Raw genomic sequence first — 18,052 nt, 5'->3', positions numbered from 1 at the left:
GCAATAGCCTGGGCTTGGTCTAGACCAACACGCACGGTTCAGCTCACCGAACTCCCCACGTTCCGAGGAGCGGCTACATGCGCACCAAGGCCAAGTTGTACGCGGCCGTCTTAGGCCTCACCACCGCCGGAGCCTTCGCCCTGTCCGCCGGCGGTGCCAGCGGACACGGCTACACCGACCTCCCCGTCAGCAGGCAACTGCTGTGCGCCGACGGCACGGTCAGGGGCTGCGGCGAGATCCAGTGGGAACCGCAGAGCGTCGAGGGCCCCAAGGGCTTCCCTGCGGGCGGACCGGCGGACGGGCAGCTCTGCTCCGGCGGCGAGACCCGGTTCGGCCAGCTCGACGGCGCCCGCACCCCCAAGGGCACGGAGTGGCCCACCACGAAGGTCACCGGCGGTCAGAGCTACACCTTCCGCTGGCAGTTCGAGGCGCGGCACGCGACGACCGACTTCCGGTACTACGTCACCAAGCAGGGCTGGAACCAGGGTCACGCCCTGACGCGCGCCGACCTGAACACGACCCCGTTCCTGACGGTCCCCTATGGCGGCAAGCAGCCGCCGGCCACCCTCAGCCACAGCGGCACCCTGCCGACCGGGCTGAGCGGCCACCACGTCATCCTCGGCGTGTGGACCATCGCCGACACGGGCAACGCGTTCTACGCCTGCTCGGACGTGACGTTCTGACCCCCGTCCCCGAGCACCCCTGAACCACCGGCCGTGGCCGGCGTGAGCAGTTCCCGCACGCCGGCCACGGCCGTACCGCGCCGGCCCCCGTCCCGTACACACGAACGCCGCGGTCAACCTGATCGCGCCTGCGCGAAGGTGGGTGGACAGCGGTGACTTCGCCGACGCCGTGTTCCCCGGAAGCGGCGCACCGGTCGCGGGCGGCGAGGCCGTCGAGAAGATGCTCGGAGACATCGTGATCCTCTCCGAGGACGGCACACCGCGCACCCGCCACCCCACGACGCGCATCGCCGTCGAGGCCGACGAGGTGCTCCCGGCGCGGAGCCGTACCGACGCCGCGTGCGCACGAACTCGCCCGGCGCACAGCCACTCCTGTTAGACCCTGTTACGAACGTTCTTGACCATCACTCGCCGTTTGAGTTATAACTTCTAACGAAAGCGCCAGCCAGTAACGAGGGTGGTGCGAGTCGAGGGAGGTCGTCATGAACACCGCAGCGATGGTCGAGGTCGTGCTGCCGGGCAAGGTCGAGCCGGAGGGGCTCGAGGTGCGGCACGGGGCCGTCCCGACCGCCGGCCCGGGCCAGGTCGTCGTCCGTATGGAAGCCACCGGTGTCTCCTTCGCGGAACAGCAGATGCGCCGCGGCCGCTACTTTGACCAGCCGCCCTTCCCGTTCGTCCCCGGCTACGACCTGGTCGGCACCGTGGCGGCGACCGGCGAGGGGGTCGACGCGGGCCTGGCCGGCACCCGGGTGGCCGCGCTGCTGAAGGTCGGCGGCTGGGCCAGCCACGTGGTCCTCGACGCCGCCGACCTGGTGCCCGTCCCCGACGGGATCGGCGCCGCGGAAGCGGAGACCGTGGTGATCAACGGCATCACGGCCTGGCAGATGCTGCACCGCAAGGCCCGGGTGCGCGCCGGTCAGACCGTTGTGGTGCACGGCGCCAACGGAGGCGTGGGGTCCGTCCTGGTCCAGCTCGCCCGGGCCGCGGGCGCGCAGGTGATCGGCACCGCCTCCGCACGTCACCACGCCGCGCTGCGGGAGCAGGGCGTGACCCCGGTCGACTACCGCACGGAGAACATCCCCGTCCGCGTCCGTGAACTCGCCCCGCGCGGTGTGGACGCCGTCTTCGACCACGTCGGCGGCCGCGGCATCGCCGACTCCTGGAGCCTGCTCGCCCCCGGCGGCACGCTCGTCTCCTACGGCACCGCCGCCACCCGCGACGACGAGGGTTCCAAGCAGTGGCCCGTCCTCAAGCTGCTGGCCCGGGTCTGGCTCTGGAACACCCTGCCCAACCGCCGCCACGCCTACTTCTTCAACGTCTGGGCCGGCCGCGCCCTGAACCGCGACCGCTTCCGGGCCCGGCTGCGCGACGACCTCACCGAGGTCTTCGAAGCGCTGCGCCGGGGTGAGATCACCGCTCGGATCGCCGCCGAACTGCCCCTCGCCCAGGCCGCCGAAGCGATGCGGCTGGCCGAGTCCGGCACCGTCGCCGGAAAGGTCGTCCTGCGCGCCTGACACATCGCGCGGAGCCGTCACACACGCATCCCGCCGCCGGAACGGCGACCACACCCAGGCGCCGGGCTCATCCGATCCACCGCATGGACGTTGCCGCCGCCTTCACGGTGATGGGCACCGATGAGCACCGGGGACCCGGCGTCGGGAACCGCGCGCGAGCCGAGCGGCTGACGGCTGCGCCGGCTGCCCGGGACGTCCGCTCGGCGCCGTCCCTCTCCCTCGAACCTCCGCCCTGCCGCCCACTCCGCAACGGTTCCTCGAACCCCTTCCCAAGGCCACCATCATGCGCGTCACCACCGCGGCCAAGTCCGCCGTCCTGACCACTACGCTCGTCCTTGCCGCAACCGGCACCGCCGCCGCCCTCACCGATGAGGGCCCGGCCAGGACCACCGCCACCACCCGGCACACCGCCGATGTGCGCATCGACGAGAGCGCGCCGGTGATCACCCGTGACAGCATCCTGATCCACGCGCCGCTCCACACGGTCTGGAAGGCGCAGACAGACGTCGCGAACTGGCCGTCGTGGCAGCCGGACGTGGACGTCGTGGTCAAGGACACTCCAGGCCGCCTGCGTCCCGGCTCGGTCTTCCGCTGGAGCACCGAGGGGCTGGACATCACCTCCACCGTCAGGCAGGCCGACTACGGCAAGCGCCTGGCCTGGGGCGGTCCGGCCCAGGGCATCACCGCCGTCCACGTGTGGACCTTCACCCCGACCAGGAACGGCGTCCTCGTCCACACCGAGGAGTCCTGGGCGGGCGCTCCGGTCCTCGCCGACCAGGCAGCCCTGCAGGCCGCGCTCGACAACTCCCTGCACAACTGGGTCGGCAACCTCAAGCGCGAAGCGGAGACCCGGGCGGCCGGGTAGCCGCGAACCGGACGGGGACCGGCCGGTGGGACTCACCGCGGCCGCCATGACCTGCTCCATGTGTGTCAACCGCCCGCTCGGCACATGGGTCCGGGCGGAGTCCCGGACGCGGCTGGGGCACTCCGGCCCCGGGTCCACGCCGCGGAAGTACTCCCACTTCCTGCCGCGAGCCGGTGCCCGGCGAAGTGCCGCCGGCGACGCGACCTTGCCAGACATGCCGCCGCACCCCTCCCTGACCCGCCGAGCAGCACGTCGGGCGGGGTGCGGCGGCATCGGCCCGTTCGTCGCGTCAGGAACTGACTGACGTCGGCCCCGGCTCCATCTGATCCGCCCAGGGCGGGTTCGCGCCGGGGACGGAGCATGTCAGGGCGGCGACGCGGGCGGCGAACGCGCAGGCGTCCGTGACGTCGTCGAAGGTCAGCGTGTCGAGTCGGCCGCCGAGGTGCCCGAGGGCGGCGAGGCGGTGGAGGAGGCCGGCGGTGAAGGAGTCCCCGGCGCCGACGGTGTCGACCACGGTGACAGCAGGAGCCGTGACGGTGCCGCGCACGCCGTCGAGTGACGCGAGGGCGCCGTTGCCGCCGAGGGTGATGACGACGAGGCGGACGCCGGCCGCGTGCCAGATGTCGCACGCCTCGTCGAGCCCGGCCTCCGGCAGGAGGAGGGAACAGTCGTCTTCGCTGAGGCGGAGGATGTCGGCGACGGCGCACCAGTGGGACAGCCGTTCGCGGTAGGCGGCGGGCGGTACGAGCAGGGGGCGGACGTTGGGGTCGATGGACAGGGTGGCGCGCTCGCGGACCCGAGCGAGATGTTCCTCGACGCGGCTGCCGCCGGGCCGGCGGATCAGCGCGAGGGAGCCGGTGTGCAGGCAGATCGCGTCGTCGTTCCGCGTCGCGGCGAGTTCGCTGTCGGTCCACTGCCAGTCGGCGGCGCCGTCGGCGTAGAAGGTGTAGGCGGCCTGGCCGGTCGCGTCGAGTTCGGCGACGGCGAGCGTGCTGGGCTCGGAGGTGGTCACGCTGCCGGTCAGGTCGACGCCGGAGGCGCTGAGGCGGGCGCGGAAGGGGGTGCCGAAGGCGTCGTTGGAGAGACGCCCGAGGAAGCGGGTGGGGGTGCCGAGGCGGGAGAGGGCGACGGCGGTGTTGGCAGGGCCTCCACCGGCCAGCGCCCGCAGGGCCAGTCCGCCGGAATCGGACCGGTCGCGGTCCTCGAAGATGTCGGCGACGCACTCGCCGAGGACGTCGACGCCGCGGGGGGACCCGGGTCGGGCCATGGTGACCGTCTGCCTCTCAGATAGGGCGCGGGGCGGTCGGATGATCCCCTCGGGGGTGGCCGGGACGGCCTGGTGGCCGCCGATCGTCCCCGTCCGGCGCTCCTGAATCCCCGGACCCTCCCCATACGTGCCGGCCCCGGACCGTGCCGCGCCGAGGGCCGGCGTCCCGCTCCACCTGTTCACCTCCACCCCACACCCACGGAGGTTCGTATGCGAACCCGTGCACCAGCGACACCCGCGTCCGCGACCAGGAGCAGTCTGCTGCGCCTGCTGCTCGCGCTCGCGATATGCCTGGGCCTGACATCACCCCTGATGACACAGACCGCCGGTGCGGCCGGAACCGCGCTGTCGAATCCCGGCTTCGAGTCCGGCGACCTGCGTGGCTGGACCACCACGGGAACCGCCTTCAACGGGGCGGTCACCGACGAGCCGGGCTGGGGCTGGGGCTGCTGCTTCAACCAGCAGGGCTCTTACCACCTGTGGGGATTCCACGCGGGCGGTGACGCTGCCACCGGGACGGTGACGTCCGAGCCGTTCACCCTGACCGGCACCGGCATGGTCAGTGCCCTGGTCTCCGGCGGCCGGAACGAGAACGACCTCTACGCCGCCCTGACCACACTCGACGGAACCGTCCTGTACAAGGCCACCGGAACCGACGACGAGGCGTACCGCCGTGTCACCTGGGACGCCCGCGAACACCTCGGCGAGCAGGTGCGCGTCACCCTCGTGGACAGGGCCACCGGCGGCTGGGGCCACATCAAACTCGACGACGTCCGCGTCGGCACCGACCCCGCGCCCGATCCCTCGCAGAGGGGCCTCGCCGCTCACTGGGACTTCAGCGAGGGGAAGGGCACCACGACCAGGGAGAAGGTCAGCCAGGCCGCCGACCCCATCAGCTACGTCTTCAACGACGCGCAGTACAAGCCGGACAGCGACCCGCTCTGGCGCCCGAAGAACGAGGCCGACGGCGTACTCTCCGGCGCCCTGCTGTTCGACGGCTACTCCACCTGGGTCTCCCGCGCCGCGGCGCAGACGCAGTTGTCCACGGACGGCCTGACCGTCGAGGCGTGGGTCGCGCCGCGTGCGTTCGAGTGGGGAGACGACGGCAAACCGTCCGTTGTCGTCAACCAGCAGGACAAGGCGGCCAAGCGGGGCTTCTGCCTCGGGGTCGGCCGGCACGGCAGGTGGCAGTTCGGCATCGGAACCGGCGACGCGTGGTACGAGACGACGGTCCCCGAGCAGGCGGCCCTCGCCGCGGGCAAGTGGGCGCACCTGTCAGCCGTGTCGCCCCGGGCGAGGGAGCCATCAGGCTCTTCCTCGACGGCGAGCAGGTGGCCCAGACCGCCGTCCCTGCCGGCGCACGGCTGGCCAAGGCCGACGTTCCCCTGATCATCGGCCGTCACGACCAGCCCGCCATCATCAACGGCACGTTCGCCGTCAACATGTTCAACGGACTCATCGACGAGGTGAAGATCCACAACAGTGCCCTCGCCCCGGCATCGGTCACGGCCGGCCACCAGAGGGACGTGCAGACCTTCGCGGGCGGCGCCATCCCCAAGGCCCGCATGGAGATGGACCGTTCGCGCTACGACGGTGACCGCTACCGTCCCGGCTATCACTTCACCGCCCCGAACCACTGGATGAACGAGCCCCACGCCCCCATCCAGTACAAGGGCAAGTACCACCTCTTCTACCAGCACAATTCCCACGGCCCCTACTGGCACAACATCAGCTGGGGACACGCGGTGAGCGAGGACCTGGTCCACTGGCGCGACCTGCCCGTGGCCCTCGCGCCCACCGAGGACAGTGTGGCCCCCGACGGGGTCTGGTCCGGCGACGCCGCCTTCGACGAGAACGGCGTGCCCGTCCTGCTGTTCACCGCCGGCGACGACTCCCGGCGCCCCAACCAGGCCACCGGTCTCGCCCGCCCCGTCGACCCCGGCGACAGTGACCTCGTCGAGTGGAAGATGCACCCCACCCTCGTCACCAGCCAGACGGCCGACCTGAACGTCGGTGCCGGACGCAAGGTCCGCTTCGGCGACTTCCGCGACCCCTTCGTCTGGAAAGAGGGAGACACCTGGTTCCAGCTGATGGGCTCGGGCGTGCAGACCACCGACGGCAAGGACATCGGCGGCACCGCCCTCCTCTACACCTCCAAGAACCTCACCGACTGGACCTACTCGGGCCCCCTGATGGTCGGTGACGTGGCGGCCCATCCCAAGACCGGACAGGTCTGGGAGCTGCCCACCTTCCTGCCCATCGGAAGGGACGCCCAGGGCCGCGAGCGCCGGGCCCTGCTCGTCAACCCGGCCTTCCCCGCCGGCCCCGGCGAGTACAGCAGCCGGTACGTCTACTACTGGGTCGGCACCTGGGACGCCCAGGCCCGCCGCTGGACCCCCGACACCACCGAACCCCGGCTCATGGACTACGGCGACCACTTCACCGGCCCCAGCGGAACGGTGGACGACAAGGGACGCTCCCTCGTCTTCAGCATCGCCCAGGACCGTCGCACCGAACGCGCCCACTACGACGCCGGCTGGGCCCACAACGCGGGCCTGCCCATCGAACTGTCCATGCGGCCCGACGGCGACCTCGGATTCCGCCCCGTGGAGGAGGTCTCCCGCCTCCACACCGGCGCACCCCTCCTGGACATCGCCGAGCCGGCCTCCCTCGCCGACGCCAACACCCGCCTGGCCGGGATCAAGGGAGACATGCTGCACATCAAGCTGACGATGGAACGCGGCACCGCCGGCACGTTCGGACTCGACGTGCTCCGCAGCCCCGGCGACGAGGAACGGACCCGCCTGTTCTACGACGCGCCCGCGGGACAGCTGGGTGTCGACCGGACGCGCTCCGGGAACAACTCCAGCGCCGAGCCGGACTTCGGCGTCCACAAGGGCCCGCTGGCTCTCTCCAACGGCACCCTGACGCTCGACGTGTTCGTCGACCGCTCGATGGTCGAGGCGTACGCGAACAACCACAAGTCCCTCACGACCCGGGCCTACCCCTTCCGCCAGGACTCCCTCGGCCTGCGCCTCTTCGGCGAAGGCAGTGTCGTCAAGTCCATGACCGTCTGGAAGATGGGCAACATGACCGACTGACCCGGCCACCCCGTTCGACGGCCCTGGTCGCCCACGCCCATGCCGGCCCGGCCCGCGATCCCACCGCGGGCCGGGCCGGCGCATCGCCTGGTCACGCTGCTCCGACTCGGGCGCGAAGGCGGGTCGCAGAGGCTTCACCAGGTCATTGCCCGGCGATCTTTCAGATGTCCCGGAAGATCTCGATCTGCGCACCGATCGAGTTCAGGCGTTCCGCCAGGTCCTCGTAGCCGCGGTTGATGACGTAGACGTTGCGGAGCACCGACGTGCCCTCCGCCGCCATCATCGCCAGCAGGACGACCACCGCGGGGCGCAGGGCCGGCGGGCACATCATCTCGGCCGCGCGCCAGCGGGTCGGGCCCTCGACCAGGACCCGGTGCGGGTCCAGCAACTGGAGCCGGCCGCCGAGGCGGTTGAGGTCGGTCAGATAGATGGCGCGGTTGTCGTAGACCCAGTCGTGGATGAGGGTCTTGCCCTGCGCGGTGGCCGCGATGGCCGCGAAGAACGGGACGTTGTCGATGTTCAGGCCCGGGAACGGCATGGGGTGGATCTTGTCGATCGGCGCCTCCAGCTTGGAGGGCCGGACCGTCAGGTCGACCAGGCGCGTACGGCCGTTGTCCGCGCAGTACTCGGGGCTGCGGTCGTGGTCGAGGCCCATCTCCTCCAGGACCGCCAGCTCGATCTCCAGGAACTCGATCGGGACCCGGCGCACCGTCAGTTCCGACTCGGTGACCACGGCGGCGGCCAGCAGGCTCATCGCCTCGACCGGGTCCTCGGAGGGCGAGTAGTCGACGTCGACGTCGATGTTCGGCACGCCGTGCACGGTGAGCGTGGTGGTGCCGATGCCCTCCACCTTCACGCCCAGCGCCTCCAGGAAGAAGCACAGGTCCTGGACCATGTAGTTGGAGGAGGCGTTGCGGATGACCGTGACGCCGTCGTGGCGGGCGGCGGCCAGCAGCGCGTTCTCGGTCACGGTGTCGCCGCGCTCGGTCAGCACGATCGGCCGGTCCGGGCGGACCGAGCGGTCCACCTGGGCGTGGTACTGGCCCTCGGTGGCCGCGATGTCCAGTCCGAACCGGCGCAGGGCGATCATGTGCGGCTCGATGGTCCGCGTGCCCAGGTCGCAGCCGCCGGCGTACGGCAGCTTGAAGCGGTCCATGCGGTGCAGCAGCGGGCCGAAGAACATGATGATCGAGCGGGTGCGCACGGCGGCCTCCGCGTCGATCGCCGCCATCTCCAGCTCGGCGGGCGGCACGATCTCCAGATCGACGCCGTCGTTGATCCAGCGGGTGCGGACGCCGATGGAGTTCAGCACCTCCAGCAGGCGGTACACCTCCTCGATGCGCGCCACCCGGCGCAGCACCGTGCGTCCCTTGTTCAGCAGCGTCGCGCACAGCAGGGCCACGCAGGCGTTCTTGCTGGTCTTGACGTCGATGGCACCGGACAGCCGGCGACCGCCGACCACGCGCAGATGCATCGGACCCGCGTAGCCCAGGGACACGATCTCGCTGTCCAGGGCTTCACCGATTCGGGCGATCATCTCAAGGCTGATGTTCTGGTTGCCGCGCTCGATGCGGTTCACCGCGCTCTGGCTGGTGCCGAGCGCCTCCGCGAGCTGCGCCTGCGTCCAGCCCCGGTGCTGCCGGGCGTCACGGATGAGCTTGCCGATGCGTACGAGGTAGTCGTCTGACATGACCTTGAGGCTATCTCAGATATGAGATGGTGCTCGCCAGGGGGGTCTGTTCGGGTGATGAGATGACCGTCCGTCAACCCGTCGGGCCCAACGTGCCGGCGGACAAACCGAAAGGTCAGGCCGAACCTCCCGCGGCCGTACGGCATCCGACACGCCGATACGGCGACATGCCGCCCAGAATGCCCTGGTTCGTCGCGTCGCGGCCGGCCGCGACGGGCACGGGCCGCCGGGTCCGGCAGGGTGGTGCCTTCCTGGCGTGAGCGAGTGAAAGGGAAGGAGGCCGGGGTGCTGGAGAGGCTCAACCAGGCCATGGAGCACATCGAGTCGCATCTCGACCAGCCGATCGACGTGGCCGAGCTGGCGCGCATCGCGGTGACGTCGGAGTACCACTTCCGCCGGCTGTTCTCCGCGCTGGCGGGCATCCCGCTGTCGGAGTACATCCGCCGCAGACGGCTGACGGTGGCGGGCGCCGAGGTGCTCGCCGGCGAGCGGACGCTGATGGACGTCGCGACGCGCTACGGCTACGGCTCGGGGGAGGCCTTCGCCCGCGCGTTCCGCGCCGTCCACGGCGTGGGGCCGGGCGAGGCCCGGCGGACCGGCGCGGCCCTGCGCTCCCAGCCCCGGATGTCCTTCCGTCTCGTCATCGAGGGGAGCGGCAGCATGCGTTACCGGATCGCGGAGAAGCCGGCCTTCCGTGTGGTCGGCAGGAAGGCCCGCGTCCCGCTCGTCCACGAGGGGGTCAACCAGGCGATCGCCGACTTCGTCCGGGGCATCGGCCCGGAGACGCTCGGGCGCATGGCGGCGCTGTCCGACCAGGAGCCGGAGGGGATCGTCGGGGTGAGCGACCGGCTCGACCCGAGCCGGGCGGAGGGGACCGGGCTGGACTACTACCACGGAGTGGTGACCGGCGCCGACGCCCCCGAGGGTCTGGACGTCCTCGCCGTTCCGGCGGGCACGTGGGCCGTCTTCGAGAGTTCCGGCCCGTTCCCCCGGGCGCTCCAGCACCTGTGGCGGGACGTGTTCACCCAGTGGTTCCCGTCCAACCCGTACCGCAGCAGACCGGGCCCCGAGATACTGCGGGTCGGCCCCGTACAGGACCGGACCGAGGCGGACGCGGAGCTGTGGATCCCCGTGGAGCGCACTTCCGTGTGAACGGACACCACATGGCCGCCGGGATGCCGGTCCCGGGCAGCGGCGAGGGTGCCGGGTCGCGAGCGGGGACCGGTGTGCCGGGGCCGCGGGTGCCCGCGTTCTGGACGGGTCGTGAGCCGGGCCGGAGGTGGCCGGGCGGCTCGGGCGGCAAGGCTGTGGCGGGTGTGGCGGGAGGGCTGGCCGCCGGGGGGTGGTCCCGGGTAGCGGCGAGGGTGCCGGGTCGTGAGCGGGGGAGCGGCGCGCCGGGGGCGCCGGGGCCCGTGTTCCGGGCGGGTCGTGAGCTGGGCCGGAGGTGGCCGGGCGTCTCGGGCGGCAAGGCTGTGGCTGGCGTTGCGGGAGGGCTGGCCACCGGGGAGTGGTCCCGGGTAGCGGCGAGGGTGCCGGGTCGTGAGCGGGGGAGCGGCGCGCCGGGGGCGCCGGGGCCCGTGTTCCGGGCGGGTCGTGAACCGGGCCGGAGGTGGCCGGACGTCCGGGCCGCAAGGCCGTGGCGGGCGTGGCAGGAGGACTGGCCGCCCGGATGTGGTCCCGGGCGGCCGCGAGGGCGCCGGGTCGCGAGTCGGATCGGAGGTGGCCGGACGTCCCGGGCCGCAAGGCCGTGGCCGGCGTGGCGGGAGGACTGGCCGCCCGGATGTGGTCCCGGGCAGCCGCGAGGGCGCCGGGTCGCGAGTCGGATCGGAGGTGGCCGGACGTCCCGGGCCGCAAGGCCGTGGCCGGCGTGGCGGGAGGACTGGCCGCCGGGGGGCTGGGCAGCGGCGAGGGTGCCGGGTCGTGAGCGGGGGAGCGGCGCGCCGGGGCCGCCGGGGCCAGTGTTCCGGGCGGGCTGGGGGGCGGGCCGGAGGTGGCCGGACGTCCCGGGCCGCAAGGCCGTGGCCGGTGCGACGGGAGGGCCGGTCCGGACGGTCGATCGCCGGTCGCCTCGCCTCGCCTCCGCGCGAAGCGGTGGCGCCGGCCGCCTCCGCACCGGTTGGTGACGGCGGCGTGCGCGCGTCGGCATCCCCGTGCGGCAGCCGCCGGGCGGCCACGCGGCGACCGCGGGCCGGCCGGGAGACGGGCCGGCTCCGGCGCTCCCGTTCCGTCCGGCGTGCCGGCGCGATCACGCCGGTTACCCGGGGTCACCGGGGTCACCGGGTGTCCGCCCCGCCGCGCCTCGGCCGATCTCAAGGAACTTCGACCGGTTCCCGCGGTCCGTCGCGGTCCACGTGCGTCGGCTGCGTGTGCTGTGCGTCGTGGTCGTTCATAGGGCGATGGTGCGGGGGCGGCCGGCACGGGTCTTGTGCGAATGTCGCGAACGGCCGGTGGCGGGACCGGGCCGGAGTTCATCGAGACCGGCCGGGGTCCGGTGAGACGGACATGGGGCGTGCGGACATGACCAGGCCGCGCCTATGTACTACTGTTATCTCGACATCGAGATATCTGCCGAGGCGCACCGCGGTCGCCACACTGGTAAGGCATGCCTAACTTAGCCTGACCTTACTGGTTCGGCCAAGCCGGCGTGGCGGCAGGATTGACGGTGGTACGCGCACATCAATGAAGGAGACTGTCGTGTCGGCGAACAGCTTCGACGCCCGCAGCACGCTGCAGGTGGGCGGCGAGTCGTACGAGATCTTCCGGCTGGACAAGGTGGAGGGCTCGGCCCGGCTGCCGTACAGCCTCAAGGTCCTGCTGGAGAACCTGCTCCGCACGGAGGACGGCGCGAACATCACCGCCGACCACATCCGCGCCCTCGGCGGCTGGGACTCCCAGGCCCAGCCCAGCCAGGAGATCCAGTTCACGCCGGCCCGCGTGATCATGCAGGACTTCACCGGTGTCCCCTGCGTCGTGGACCTGGCCACGATGCGCGAGGCCGTGAAGGAGCTGGGCGGCGACCCGGCGAAGATCAACCCGCTGGCGCCGGCCGAGCTGGTCATCGACCACTCCGTCATCGCCGACAAGTTCGGCACCGCCGACGCCTTCAAGCAGAACGTCGAGCTGGAGTACGGCCGCAACAAGGAGCGCTACCAGTTCCTGCGCTGGGGCCAGACCGCCTTCGACGAGTTCAAGGTCGTCCCGCCGGGCACCGGCATCGTCCACCAGGTGAACATCGAGCACCTGGCCCGTGTCGTCATGGTCCGCGACGGCAAGGCCTACCCCGACACCCTGGTCGGCACCGACTCGCACACCACCATGGTCAACGGCCTCGGCGTCCTCGGCTGGGGCGTCGGCGGCATCGAGGCCGAGGCCGCCATGCTCGGCCAGCCGGTCTCCATGCTCATCCCGCGCGTCGTCGGCTTCAAGCTCACCGGCGAGCTGAGCCCCGGCACCACCGCCACCGACCTCGTGCTCACCATCACCGAGATGCTCCGCAAGCACGGTGTGGTCGGCAAGTTCGTCGAGTTCTACGGCGAGGGCGTGGCCGCCACCTCCCTGGCCAACCGCGCCACCATCGGCAACATGTCGCCGGAGTTCGGCTCCACCGCCGCCATCTTCCCGATCGACGACGAGACCCTGAGCTACCTGCGCCTGACCGGCCGTTCCGAGCAGCAGGTCGCGCTGGTCGAGGCGTACGCCAAGGAGCAGGGCCTCTGGCTGGACCCGGCCGCCGAGCCCGACTTCTCCGAGAAGCTGGAGCTGGACCTCTCCACGGTCGTCCCCTCCATCGCCGGCCCGAAGCGCCCGCAGGACCGCATCGTCCTCGCCGAGGCCGCCCAGCAGTTCGCCAAGGACGTCCTCAACTACGTCGAGGCGCCGGTCGCGCAGACCGCGGACGCCGCCGCCTCCCCGGTGGACGAGGCCAGCGCCGAGTCCTTCCCGGCCTCCGACGCCCCGGCCTACGGCCACCAGGACAACGGCGCGGGCGCCCCGCAGCACGGCCAGGGCACCGGTGCCGTCCCGTCCAACCCGGTCCAGGTGACCGCTCCCGACGGCACCACCTACGAGCTGGACCACGGTGCGGTGACGGTCGCGGCCATCACCTCCTGCACCAACACCTCCAACCCGTACGTCATGGTCGCCGCCGCCCTGGTGGCCAAGAAGGCGGTCGAGAAGGGCCTGACCCGCAAGCCGTGGGTGAAGTCCACCCTGGCCCCGGGCTCCAAGGTCGTCACCGACTACTTCGACAAGGCCGGCCTCACGCCGTACCTGGACAAGCTCGGCTTCAACCTGGTCGGCTACGGCTGCACCACCTGCATCGGCAACTCCGGCCCGCTGCCGGAGGAGGTCTCCAAGGCCGTCAACGACCACGACCTCGCCGTCACCTCGGTCCTCTCCGGCAACCGGAACTTCGAGGGCCGCATCAACCCCGACGTCAAGATGAACTACCTGGCGTCCCCGCCGCTGGTCGTCGCCTACTCCATCGCCGGCTCCATGAAGCTGGACATCACCCGCGAGGCCCTCGGCACCGACCAGGACGGCAACCCGGTCTACCTGAAGGACATCTGGCCCTCCGAGGCCGAGGTGAATGATGTCGTCGCGGGCGCCATCGGCGAGGACATGTTCTCCAAGTCCTACAGCGACGTCTTCGCCGGCGACGCCCAGTGGCAGTCGCTGCCGATCCCGACCGGCGACACCTTCGAGTGGGACGCGGAGTCCACCTACGTCCGCAAGCCCCCGTACTTCGAGGGCATGACCATGGACCCGGCCCCGGTCGAGGACATCACCGGTGCCCGCGTCCTGGCCAAGCTGGGCGACTCGGTCACCACCGACCACATCTCCCCGGCCGGTGCCATCAAGGCCGACACCCCCGCCGGCAAGTACCTCACCGAGCACGGCGTCGAGCGGCGTGACTTCAACTCCTACGGCTCCCGCCGAGGCAACCACGAGGTCATGATCCGCGGCACGTTCGCCAACATCCGCCTGCGCAACCAGATCGCGCCGGGCACCGAGGGCGGCTACACCCGCGACTTCACGCGGGCCGCCGAAGGTGACGGGAGTGCCCCGATCTCCTTCATCTACGACGCCTCGCAGAACTACCAGGCCGCCGGCATCCCGCTGGTCGTCCTGGCCGGCAAGGAGTACGGCTCCGGCTCGTCCCGCGACTGGGCGGCCAAGGGCACCGCGCTGCTCGGTGTGAAGGCCGTCATCGCCGAGTCCTACGAGCGCATCCACCGCTCGAACCTCATCGGCATGGGCGTCCTGCCGCTGCAGTTCCCGGAGGGCGCCTCCGCCGCCTCCCTCGGTCTGACCGGCGAGGAGACGTTCTCCTTCTCCGGCGTCACCGAGCTGAACGAGGGCCGTATCCCGCGCACGGTGAAGGTCACCACCGACACCGGTGTCGAGTTCGACGCGGTCGTCCGCATCGACACCCCGGGTGAGGCCGACTACTACCGCAACGGCGGCATCATGCAGTACGTGCTGCGCAACCTGATCCGCAAGTAAGCGGCGCGGCACAGCGGCACAGGGCCGCGCTCCCGGCACCCGGGGGCGCGGCCCTTCGCCGTACCGCCCAAGTGCCCGGACTGCTCTGGGCGGACCCGGTGGCCGAGTGCACCGGGTCCGCGAGCCGGGCAGGCGAGGGGGGTGGGGTACCTGCCCGGGGAGGAGGGTCGGGGAGCGCGTGACCGGCGTGACCGCCGAGCCCGGCGACATCGTTGTCATAAGGTCGTGACCTCGACTGTACCGCCGCCACCGCCGACCCCGTCAACCCGCTCCGCTAGCCCGACCGGGTGATCCCGGCGCGCGCCTGCCGGAGCGCACGCGGCCCTGTGTGGTACGGGTGGCGCGCGTGACGGTCCGTGGGGCCGGTGCGCCCCGTGGTGCGTGACCTGTCCGCCGAATCCCTCCCGGCCGGCGCTTGACCTCAAGTGGACTTGAGCTTCTACGTTCGTCCTGTTGCCGGCGACGGCGGGCCCCAGGCCGCCGGCGCTCACCGAAGTGCCGTGCCGTCAGGAGGGGGCGCGCGGCAAGCTCACCACGCACAGCCGCGAGGCCCTCGCGCCGGCCGGCCCGGTCGCCGTAGCCCCCGCTCGTCATTCTCCTTGCCTCATCCCTTTCCCCGACCCGTACGAGGAGTTCCCCGTGTCCACGACCCCGCTGAAGATCGGCGTCATCATCGGCAGCGTCCGCACCGGCCGGTTCGCCGACAAGGTCGCCCAGTGGTTCCTCACCGAGATCGGCCGGCGCGAGGACATGGACGTCCACGTCATCGACCTCTCCGAACCGGCGCTCGTGGAGGAACTGAAGCTCACCCTGGACGCCGCCGAGCCACGGGAGGGCACCCGCACCCTGGCCCAGCGCATCGGCGGACTCGACGGATACGTCGTCATCACGCCGGAGTACAACCACGGCTACCCGGCCTCGCTCAAGCTCGCCCTCGACTACGTCTACGGCGGATGGCGGGCCAAGCCCGTCGGTTTCGTCTCCTACGGCGGCATGGCCGGCGGCCAGCGGGCCGTGGAGCAGCTGCGGCAGGTCTTCGCCGAACTGCACGCCGTCACCCTGCGCGACACCGTCAGCTTCCACATGGCCGGGGAGAAGTTCGACGAGCGGGGCCGCCTCCAGGACGCCGACGGCGCCGGCAAGGCCGCCTCCGTGCTGCTCGACCAGCTGGCCTGGTGGGGCCTGACGCTGCGTGAGGGCCGCGCCGCCCGGCCCTACGCCGGCTGAGCCGCGCGCCGCGGGCGGCCGGCCGCGAGGACCCCGGGGGCGGCCGGACGGACGCGGGCGGCGGTCAGCCGGCGGGCGGACGCACGGACGGCGCCGCCTCGTGGGCCAGCAGACACTCCTCCAGGAAGGCCAGGACCCGCAGGTGATAGGTGCGGGCGGCCCAGCCGAGGCTGATGTTGTGCCCGGCGTCGGGCAGCCGCTCCACCACCGCACGCGGTGCGGCGAGCGGTGCCAGCAGGGCGCGCACCGCCTCCTCGTCGGTGCGCCACCACTGCTCCTGCTCGGCGAAGGTGAACCGGATCGGCACCCGCACCCGGGCCGCCAGCTCCGGGTACATCCGGGGCCACGCCAGGGTCTCGCCGGCCTCCGTGGCGGGCACCGGGGCCACCAGCCGCTGCCCCTGCCGGAAGGCCTCCGGCGGATACAGCCGCACCGGCCCCCAGTGCCGCCGCCAGGCCCCGGGCGCGCCGGCGCCGGGCAACTGGTCGGGCTCCACGGCGAAGGCGCCGCCCAGGCCGGACAGGTCCAGCCCGATCAGCGGGCCGGGCAGGGCGCCGGCCGCCGCGAGGGACAGCGCCGGCCGGCCGCCGCCGGAGTGGGCGAGCAGGAGGAACCCGGCGCCGGACGGCCACCGTCCGGCGAAGTCGGCCAGGGCCGAGCCGAGCGTGGCGGTCTGTCCGGCGAGGTCCTGTCCCTCGGGCAGCGCGGCGGCCGAGGCGCCGTAGCCCGGGCGGTCGAGTGCCAGCACGGTGTAGCCGAGCCGGCTGCCCAGCTCCAGCAGCGACAGCCCCGGCCGCGCCCGGTTGTCGAAGTAGCCGGCCCGCATGCCGCTGCCGTGCAGGGCGACCACCACGGCCCGGGGCGCCTGCCCGGAATCGGGTTCGGCCAGCAGGCCCGACAGCTGTACTCCGCCGCCGCCGTCGAGCGTCAGCTCACGGGGGCCGGCCGGGTCGGGCGGGATGGGCGCGGGGGAGTCCGGACGGGTGAGCCCCGGCGGTGGTACGGCCTGCACCATGGGTAGCTCCTGTCGTGGGCGGCGCGGTGACGAGCGGTGCGGTGGAGCGGCGGACCGCGAAGCCGGACCGCGGTGTCGCGATGCCTTTCTACCAAGCCGTCCTCGAAAGCCGCTGTCGCCGTACCCGCCGGTGCGGCGCGGCCGGCCGAACGGCAAAGACGGCCGCACGGCTCAGCCGGCGCCGCCTACCGGGAGGTGCCGGGCCGGGCGGACGGCCTTCCACCAGCCCGGGTTGTCGCGGTACCAGGCGACGACGTCGGCGAGTCCCCGCTCGAACGGGATCCGCGGGGCGTAGCCCAGCTCCTCGCGGATCCTGCCGTCGTCCAGGGCGTAGCGCAGGTCGTGGCCCTTGCGGTCGGGTACGTGCCGCACCCGCGACCAGTCGGCGCCGCACAGCGCGAGCAGCCGCTCGGTGACCTCCCGGTTGGTGCGCGCCTCGCCGCCGCCGACGTTGTAGATCTCGCCGGGCCCGCCCCGGTCGAGCACCAGCGCGACCGCCCGGCAGTGGTCACCCACGTGCAGCCACTCGCGCACGTTGCGCCCGTCGCCGTACAGCGGCACGGGCCGGCCCTCCAGCAGGCGGGTGACGAACAGCGGGATCAGTTTCTCGGGGTGCTGGCGGGGGCCGTAGTTGTTGGAGCAGCGGGTGATCGACACGTGCAGGCCGTGCGTGCGGTGGCAGGCGCGGACGAGCAGGTCCGAGGACGCCTTGGAGGCGGCGTAGGGGGAGTTGGGCAGCGGCGGGTGGTCCTCCGTCCAGGAGCCTGCGGCCACGGAGCCGTAGACCTCGTCGGTGGACACATGGACGAACCGCTCGGTGCCGGCCGCGAGACAGGCGTCCAGCAGGGTCTGGGTGCCGAGCACATTGGTGCGGACGAACGCGTGCGCCGACCGGAGCGACCGGTCCACGTGCGACTCCGCGGCGAAGTGCACCACCGCGTCGTGCCCGGGCAGGACCCGGTCCAGCAGCTCCGCGTCGCAGATGTCGCCGCGCACGAACTGAAGCCGGGGATGGGCCGCGGGCAGGTTGTCCCGGCGACCGGCGTAGGTGAGCCGGTCGAGGACGGTCACCCGGGACGTCTCGTGGCCCGGGTAGCCGCCGTCGAGCAGAGTGCGCACGAAGTGCGAGCCGACGAACCCGGCTCCGCCGGTGACCAGCAGTCTCATGGACGCAGTATGGGCGGG

General features: G+C 72.2%; 13 protein-coding genes. 9 read left to right on the top strand and 4 right to left on the bottom strand.

From position 1 onward, the window contains the following. Positions 1-77: 77 nt before the first annotated feature. From SCK26_RS09055 to SCK26_RS09040, 4 genes are all read left to right on the top strand, one after another. Positions 78-683 carry a lytic polysaccharide monooxygenase gene (locus SCK26_RS09055; protein WP_318200761.1) on the top strand — a complete coding sequence of 202 codons (606 nt, stop codon included), beginning with the start codon at positions 78-80 and terminating at the stop codon, positions 681-683. Positions 684-825: 142 nt separating this feature from the next. Beyond that, on the top strand, positions 826-1,062 hold the full coding sequence (locus SCK26_RS09050) for a hypothetical protein (protein ID WP_318200760.1): 237 nt from the start codon (positions 826-828) through the stop codon (positions 1,060-1,062). Positions 1,063-1,165: 103 nt separating this feature from the next. Next, positions 1,166-2,197: a medium chain dehydrogenase/reductase family protein gene (locus SCK26_RS09045; RefSeq protein WP_318200759.1), complete on the top strand. Its 1,032-nt coding sequence runs from the start codon at positions 1,166-1,168 to the stop codon at positions 2,195-2,197. A 283-nt stretch (positions 2,198-2,480) separates the two neighbouring features. Then, positions 2,481-3,062 carry an SRPBCC family protein gene (locus SCK26_RS09040; RefSeq protein ID WP_318200758.1) on the top strand — a complete coding sequence of 194 codons (582 nt, stop codon included), beginning with the start codon at positions 2,481-2,483 and terminating at the stop codon, positions 3,060-3,062. 289 nt (positions 3,063-3,351) lie between these two features. Here SCK26_RS09040 and SCK26_RS09035 read toward each other — a convergent pair whose 3' ends face one another. Then, positions 3,352-4,329: a carbohydrate kinase gene (locus SCK26_RS09035; RefSeq protein ID WP_318200757.1), complete on the bottom strand. Its 978-nt coding sequence runs from the start codon at positions 4,327-4,329 to the stop codon at positions 3,352-3,354. Positions 4,330-4,539: 210 nt separating this feature from the next. Between SCK26_RS09035 and SCK26_RS09030 the strand changes: the two genes are divergently transcribed. Continuing rightward, on the top strand, positions 4,540-5,718 hold the full coding sequence (locus tag SCK26_RS09030) for a LamG-like jellyroll fold domain-containing protein (RefSeq protein WP_318200756.1): 1,179 nt from the start codon (positions 4,540-4,542) through the stop codon (positions 5,716-5,718). Beyond that, complete coding sequence (locus SCK26_RS09025) at positions 5,661-7,430, top strand: glycoside hydrolase family 32 protein (RefSeq protein WP_318200755.1); 1,770 nt, start codon at positions 5,661-5,663, stop codon at positions 7,428-7,430. The genes SCK26_RS09030 and SCK26_RS09025 overlap by 58 nt, the downstream gene beginning before the upstream one ends. A gap of 160 nt (positions 7,431-7,590) precedes the next feature. On the opposite strand, the gene SCK26_RS09020 is transcribed toward SCK26_RS09025, so the two are convergent. Continuing rightward, positions 7,591-9,120, bottom strand: a complete 1,530-nt coding sequence (locus SCK26_RS09020) for a helix-turn-helix domain-containing protein (RefSeq protein WP_318200754.1) — start codon at positions 9,118-9,120, stop codon at positions 7,591-7,593. Between the two features lie 285 nt (positions 9,121-9,405). Between SCK26_RS09020 and SCK26_RS09015 the strand changes: the two genes are divergently transcribed. The 3 genes from SCK26_RS09015 (at position 9,406) to SCK26_RS09005 (ending at position 15,852) form a co-directional block, all read left to right on the top strand. Further along, positions 9,406-10,272, top strand: a complete 867-nt coding sequence (locus SCK26_RS09015; protein WP_318200753.1) for an AraC family transcriptional regulator — start codon at positions 9,406-9,408, stop codon at positions 10,270-10,272. Between the two features lie 1,542 nt (positions 10,273-11,814). Then, positions 11,815-14,625 (top strand): aconitate hydratase, encoded by a 2,811-nt coding sequence (locus SCK26_RS09010; protein ID WP_318200752.1) that lies wholly within the window; start codon positions 11,815-11,817, stop codon positions 14,623-14,625. A gap of 639 nt (positions 14,626-15,264) precedes the next feature. Continuing rightward, entirely contained in the window at positions 15,265-15,852 is a 588-nt protein-coding gene (locus SCK26_RS09005) for an NAD(P)H-dependent oxidoreductase (protein ID WP_318200751.1), read from the top strand. A gap of 64 nt (positions 15,853-15,916) precedes the next feature. On the opposite strand, the gene SCK26_RS09000 is transcribed toward SCK26_RS09005, so the two are convergent. Both SCK26_RS09000 and rfbB read right to left on the bottom strand, forming a co-directional pair. Next, on the bottom strand, positions 15,917-16,867 hold the full coding sequence (locus SCK26_RS09000) for an alpha/beta hydrolase (protein ID WP_318200750.1): 951 nt from the start codon (positions 16,865-16,867) through the stop codon (positions 15,917-15,919). A gap of 171 nt (positions 16,868-17,038) precedes the next feature. Next, positions 17,039-18,034, bottom strand: coding sequence for a dTDP-glucose 4,6-dehydratase (gene rfbB, locus SCK26_RS08995; RefSeq protein ID WP_318200749.1), 996 nt, complete (start codon positions 18,032-18,034; stop codon positions 17,039-17,041). Between the last annotated feature and the right edge of the window lie 18 nt (positions 18,035-18,052).

Source organism: Streptomyces sp. SCL15-4 (assembly GCF_033366695.1).
GTDB lineage: Bacteria > Actinomycetota > Actinomycetes > Streptomycetales > Streptomycetaceae > Streptomyces.
Note: the sequence above shows the minus strand (reverse complement) of the source record. Positions and strands in the feature narration are given on the sequence as shown.

Excerpts from the sequence above, each read along its gene's own strand:
- SCK26_RS09055 (WP_318200761.1), top strand. The coding sequence starts at position 78 with ATGCGCACCAAGGCCAAGTTGTACGCGGCCGTCTTAGGCCTCACCACC.
- SCK26_RS09045 (WP_318200759.1), top strand. The coding sequence starts at position 1,166 with ATGAACACCGCAGCGATGGTCGAGGTCGTGCTGCCGGGCAAGGTCGAG.
- SCK26_RS09040 (WP_318200758.1), top strand. The coding sequence starts at position 2,481 with ATGCGCGTCACCACCGCGGCCAAGTCCGCCGTCCTGACCACTACGCTC.
- SCK26_RS09035 (WP_318200757.1), bottom strand. The coding sequence starts at position 4,329 with ATGGCCCGACCCGGGTCCCCCCGCGGCGTCGACGTCCTCGGCGAGTGC.
- SCK26_RS09030 (WP_318200756.1), top strand. The coding sequence starts at position 4,540 with ATGCGAACCCGTGCACCAGCGACACCCGCGTCCGCGACCAGGAGCAGT.
- SCK26_RS09020 (WP_318200754.1), bottom strand. The coding sequence starts at position 9,120 with ATGTCAGACGACTACCTCGTACGCATCGGCAAGCTCATCCGTGACGCC.
- SCK26_RS09000 (WP_318200750.1), bottom strand. The coding sequence starts at position 16,867 with ATGGTGCAGGCCGTACCACCGCCGGGGCTCACCCGTCCGGACTCCCCC.
- rfbB (WP_318200749.1), bottom strand. The coding sequence starts at position 18,034 with ATGAGACTGCTGGTCACCGGCGGAGCCGGGTTCGTCGGCTCGCACTTC.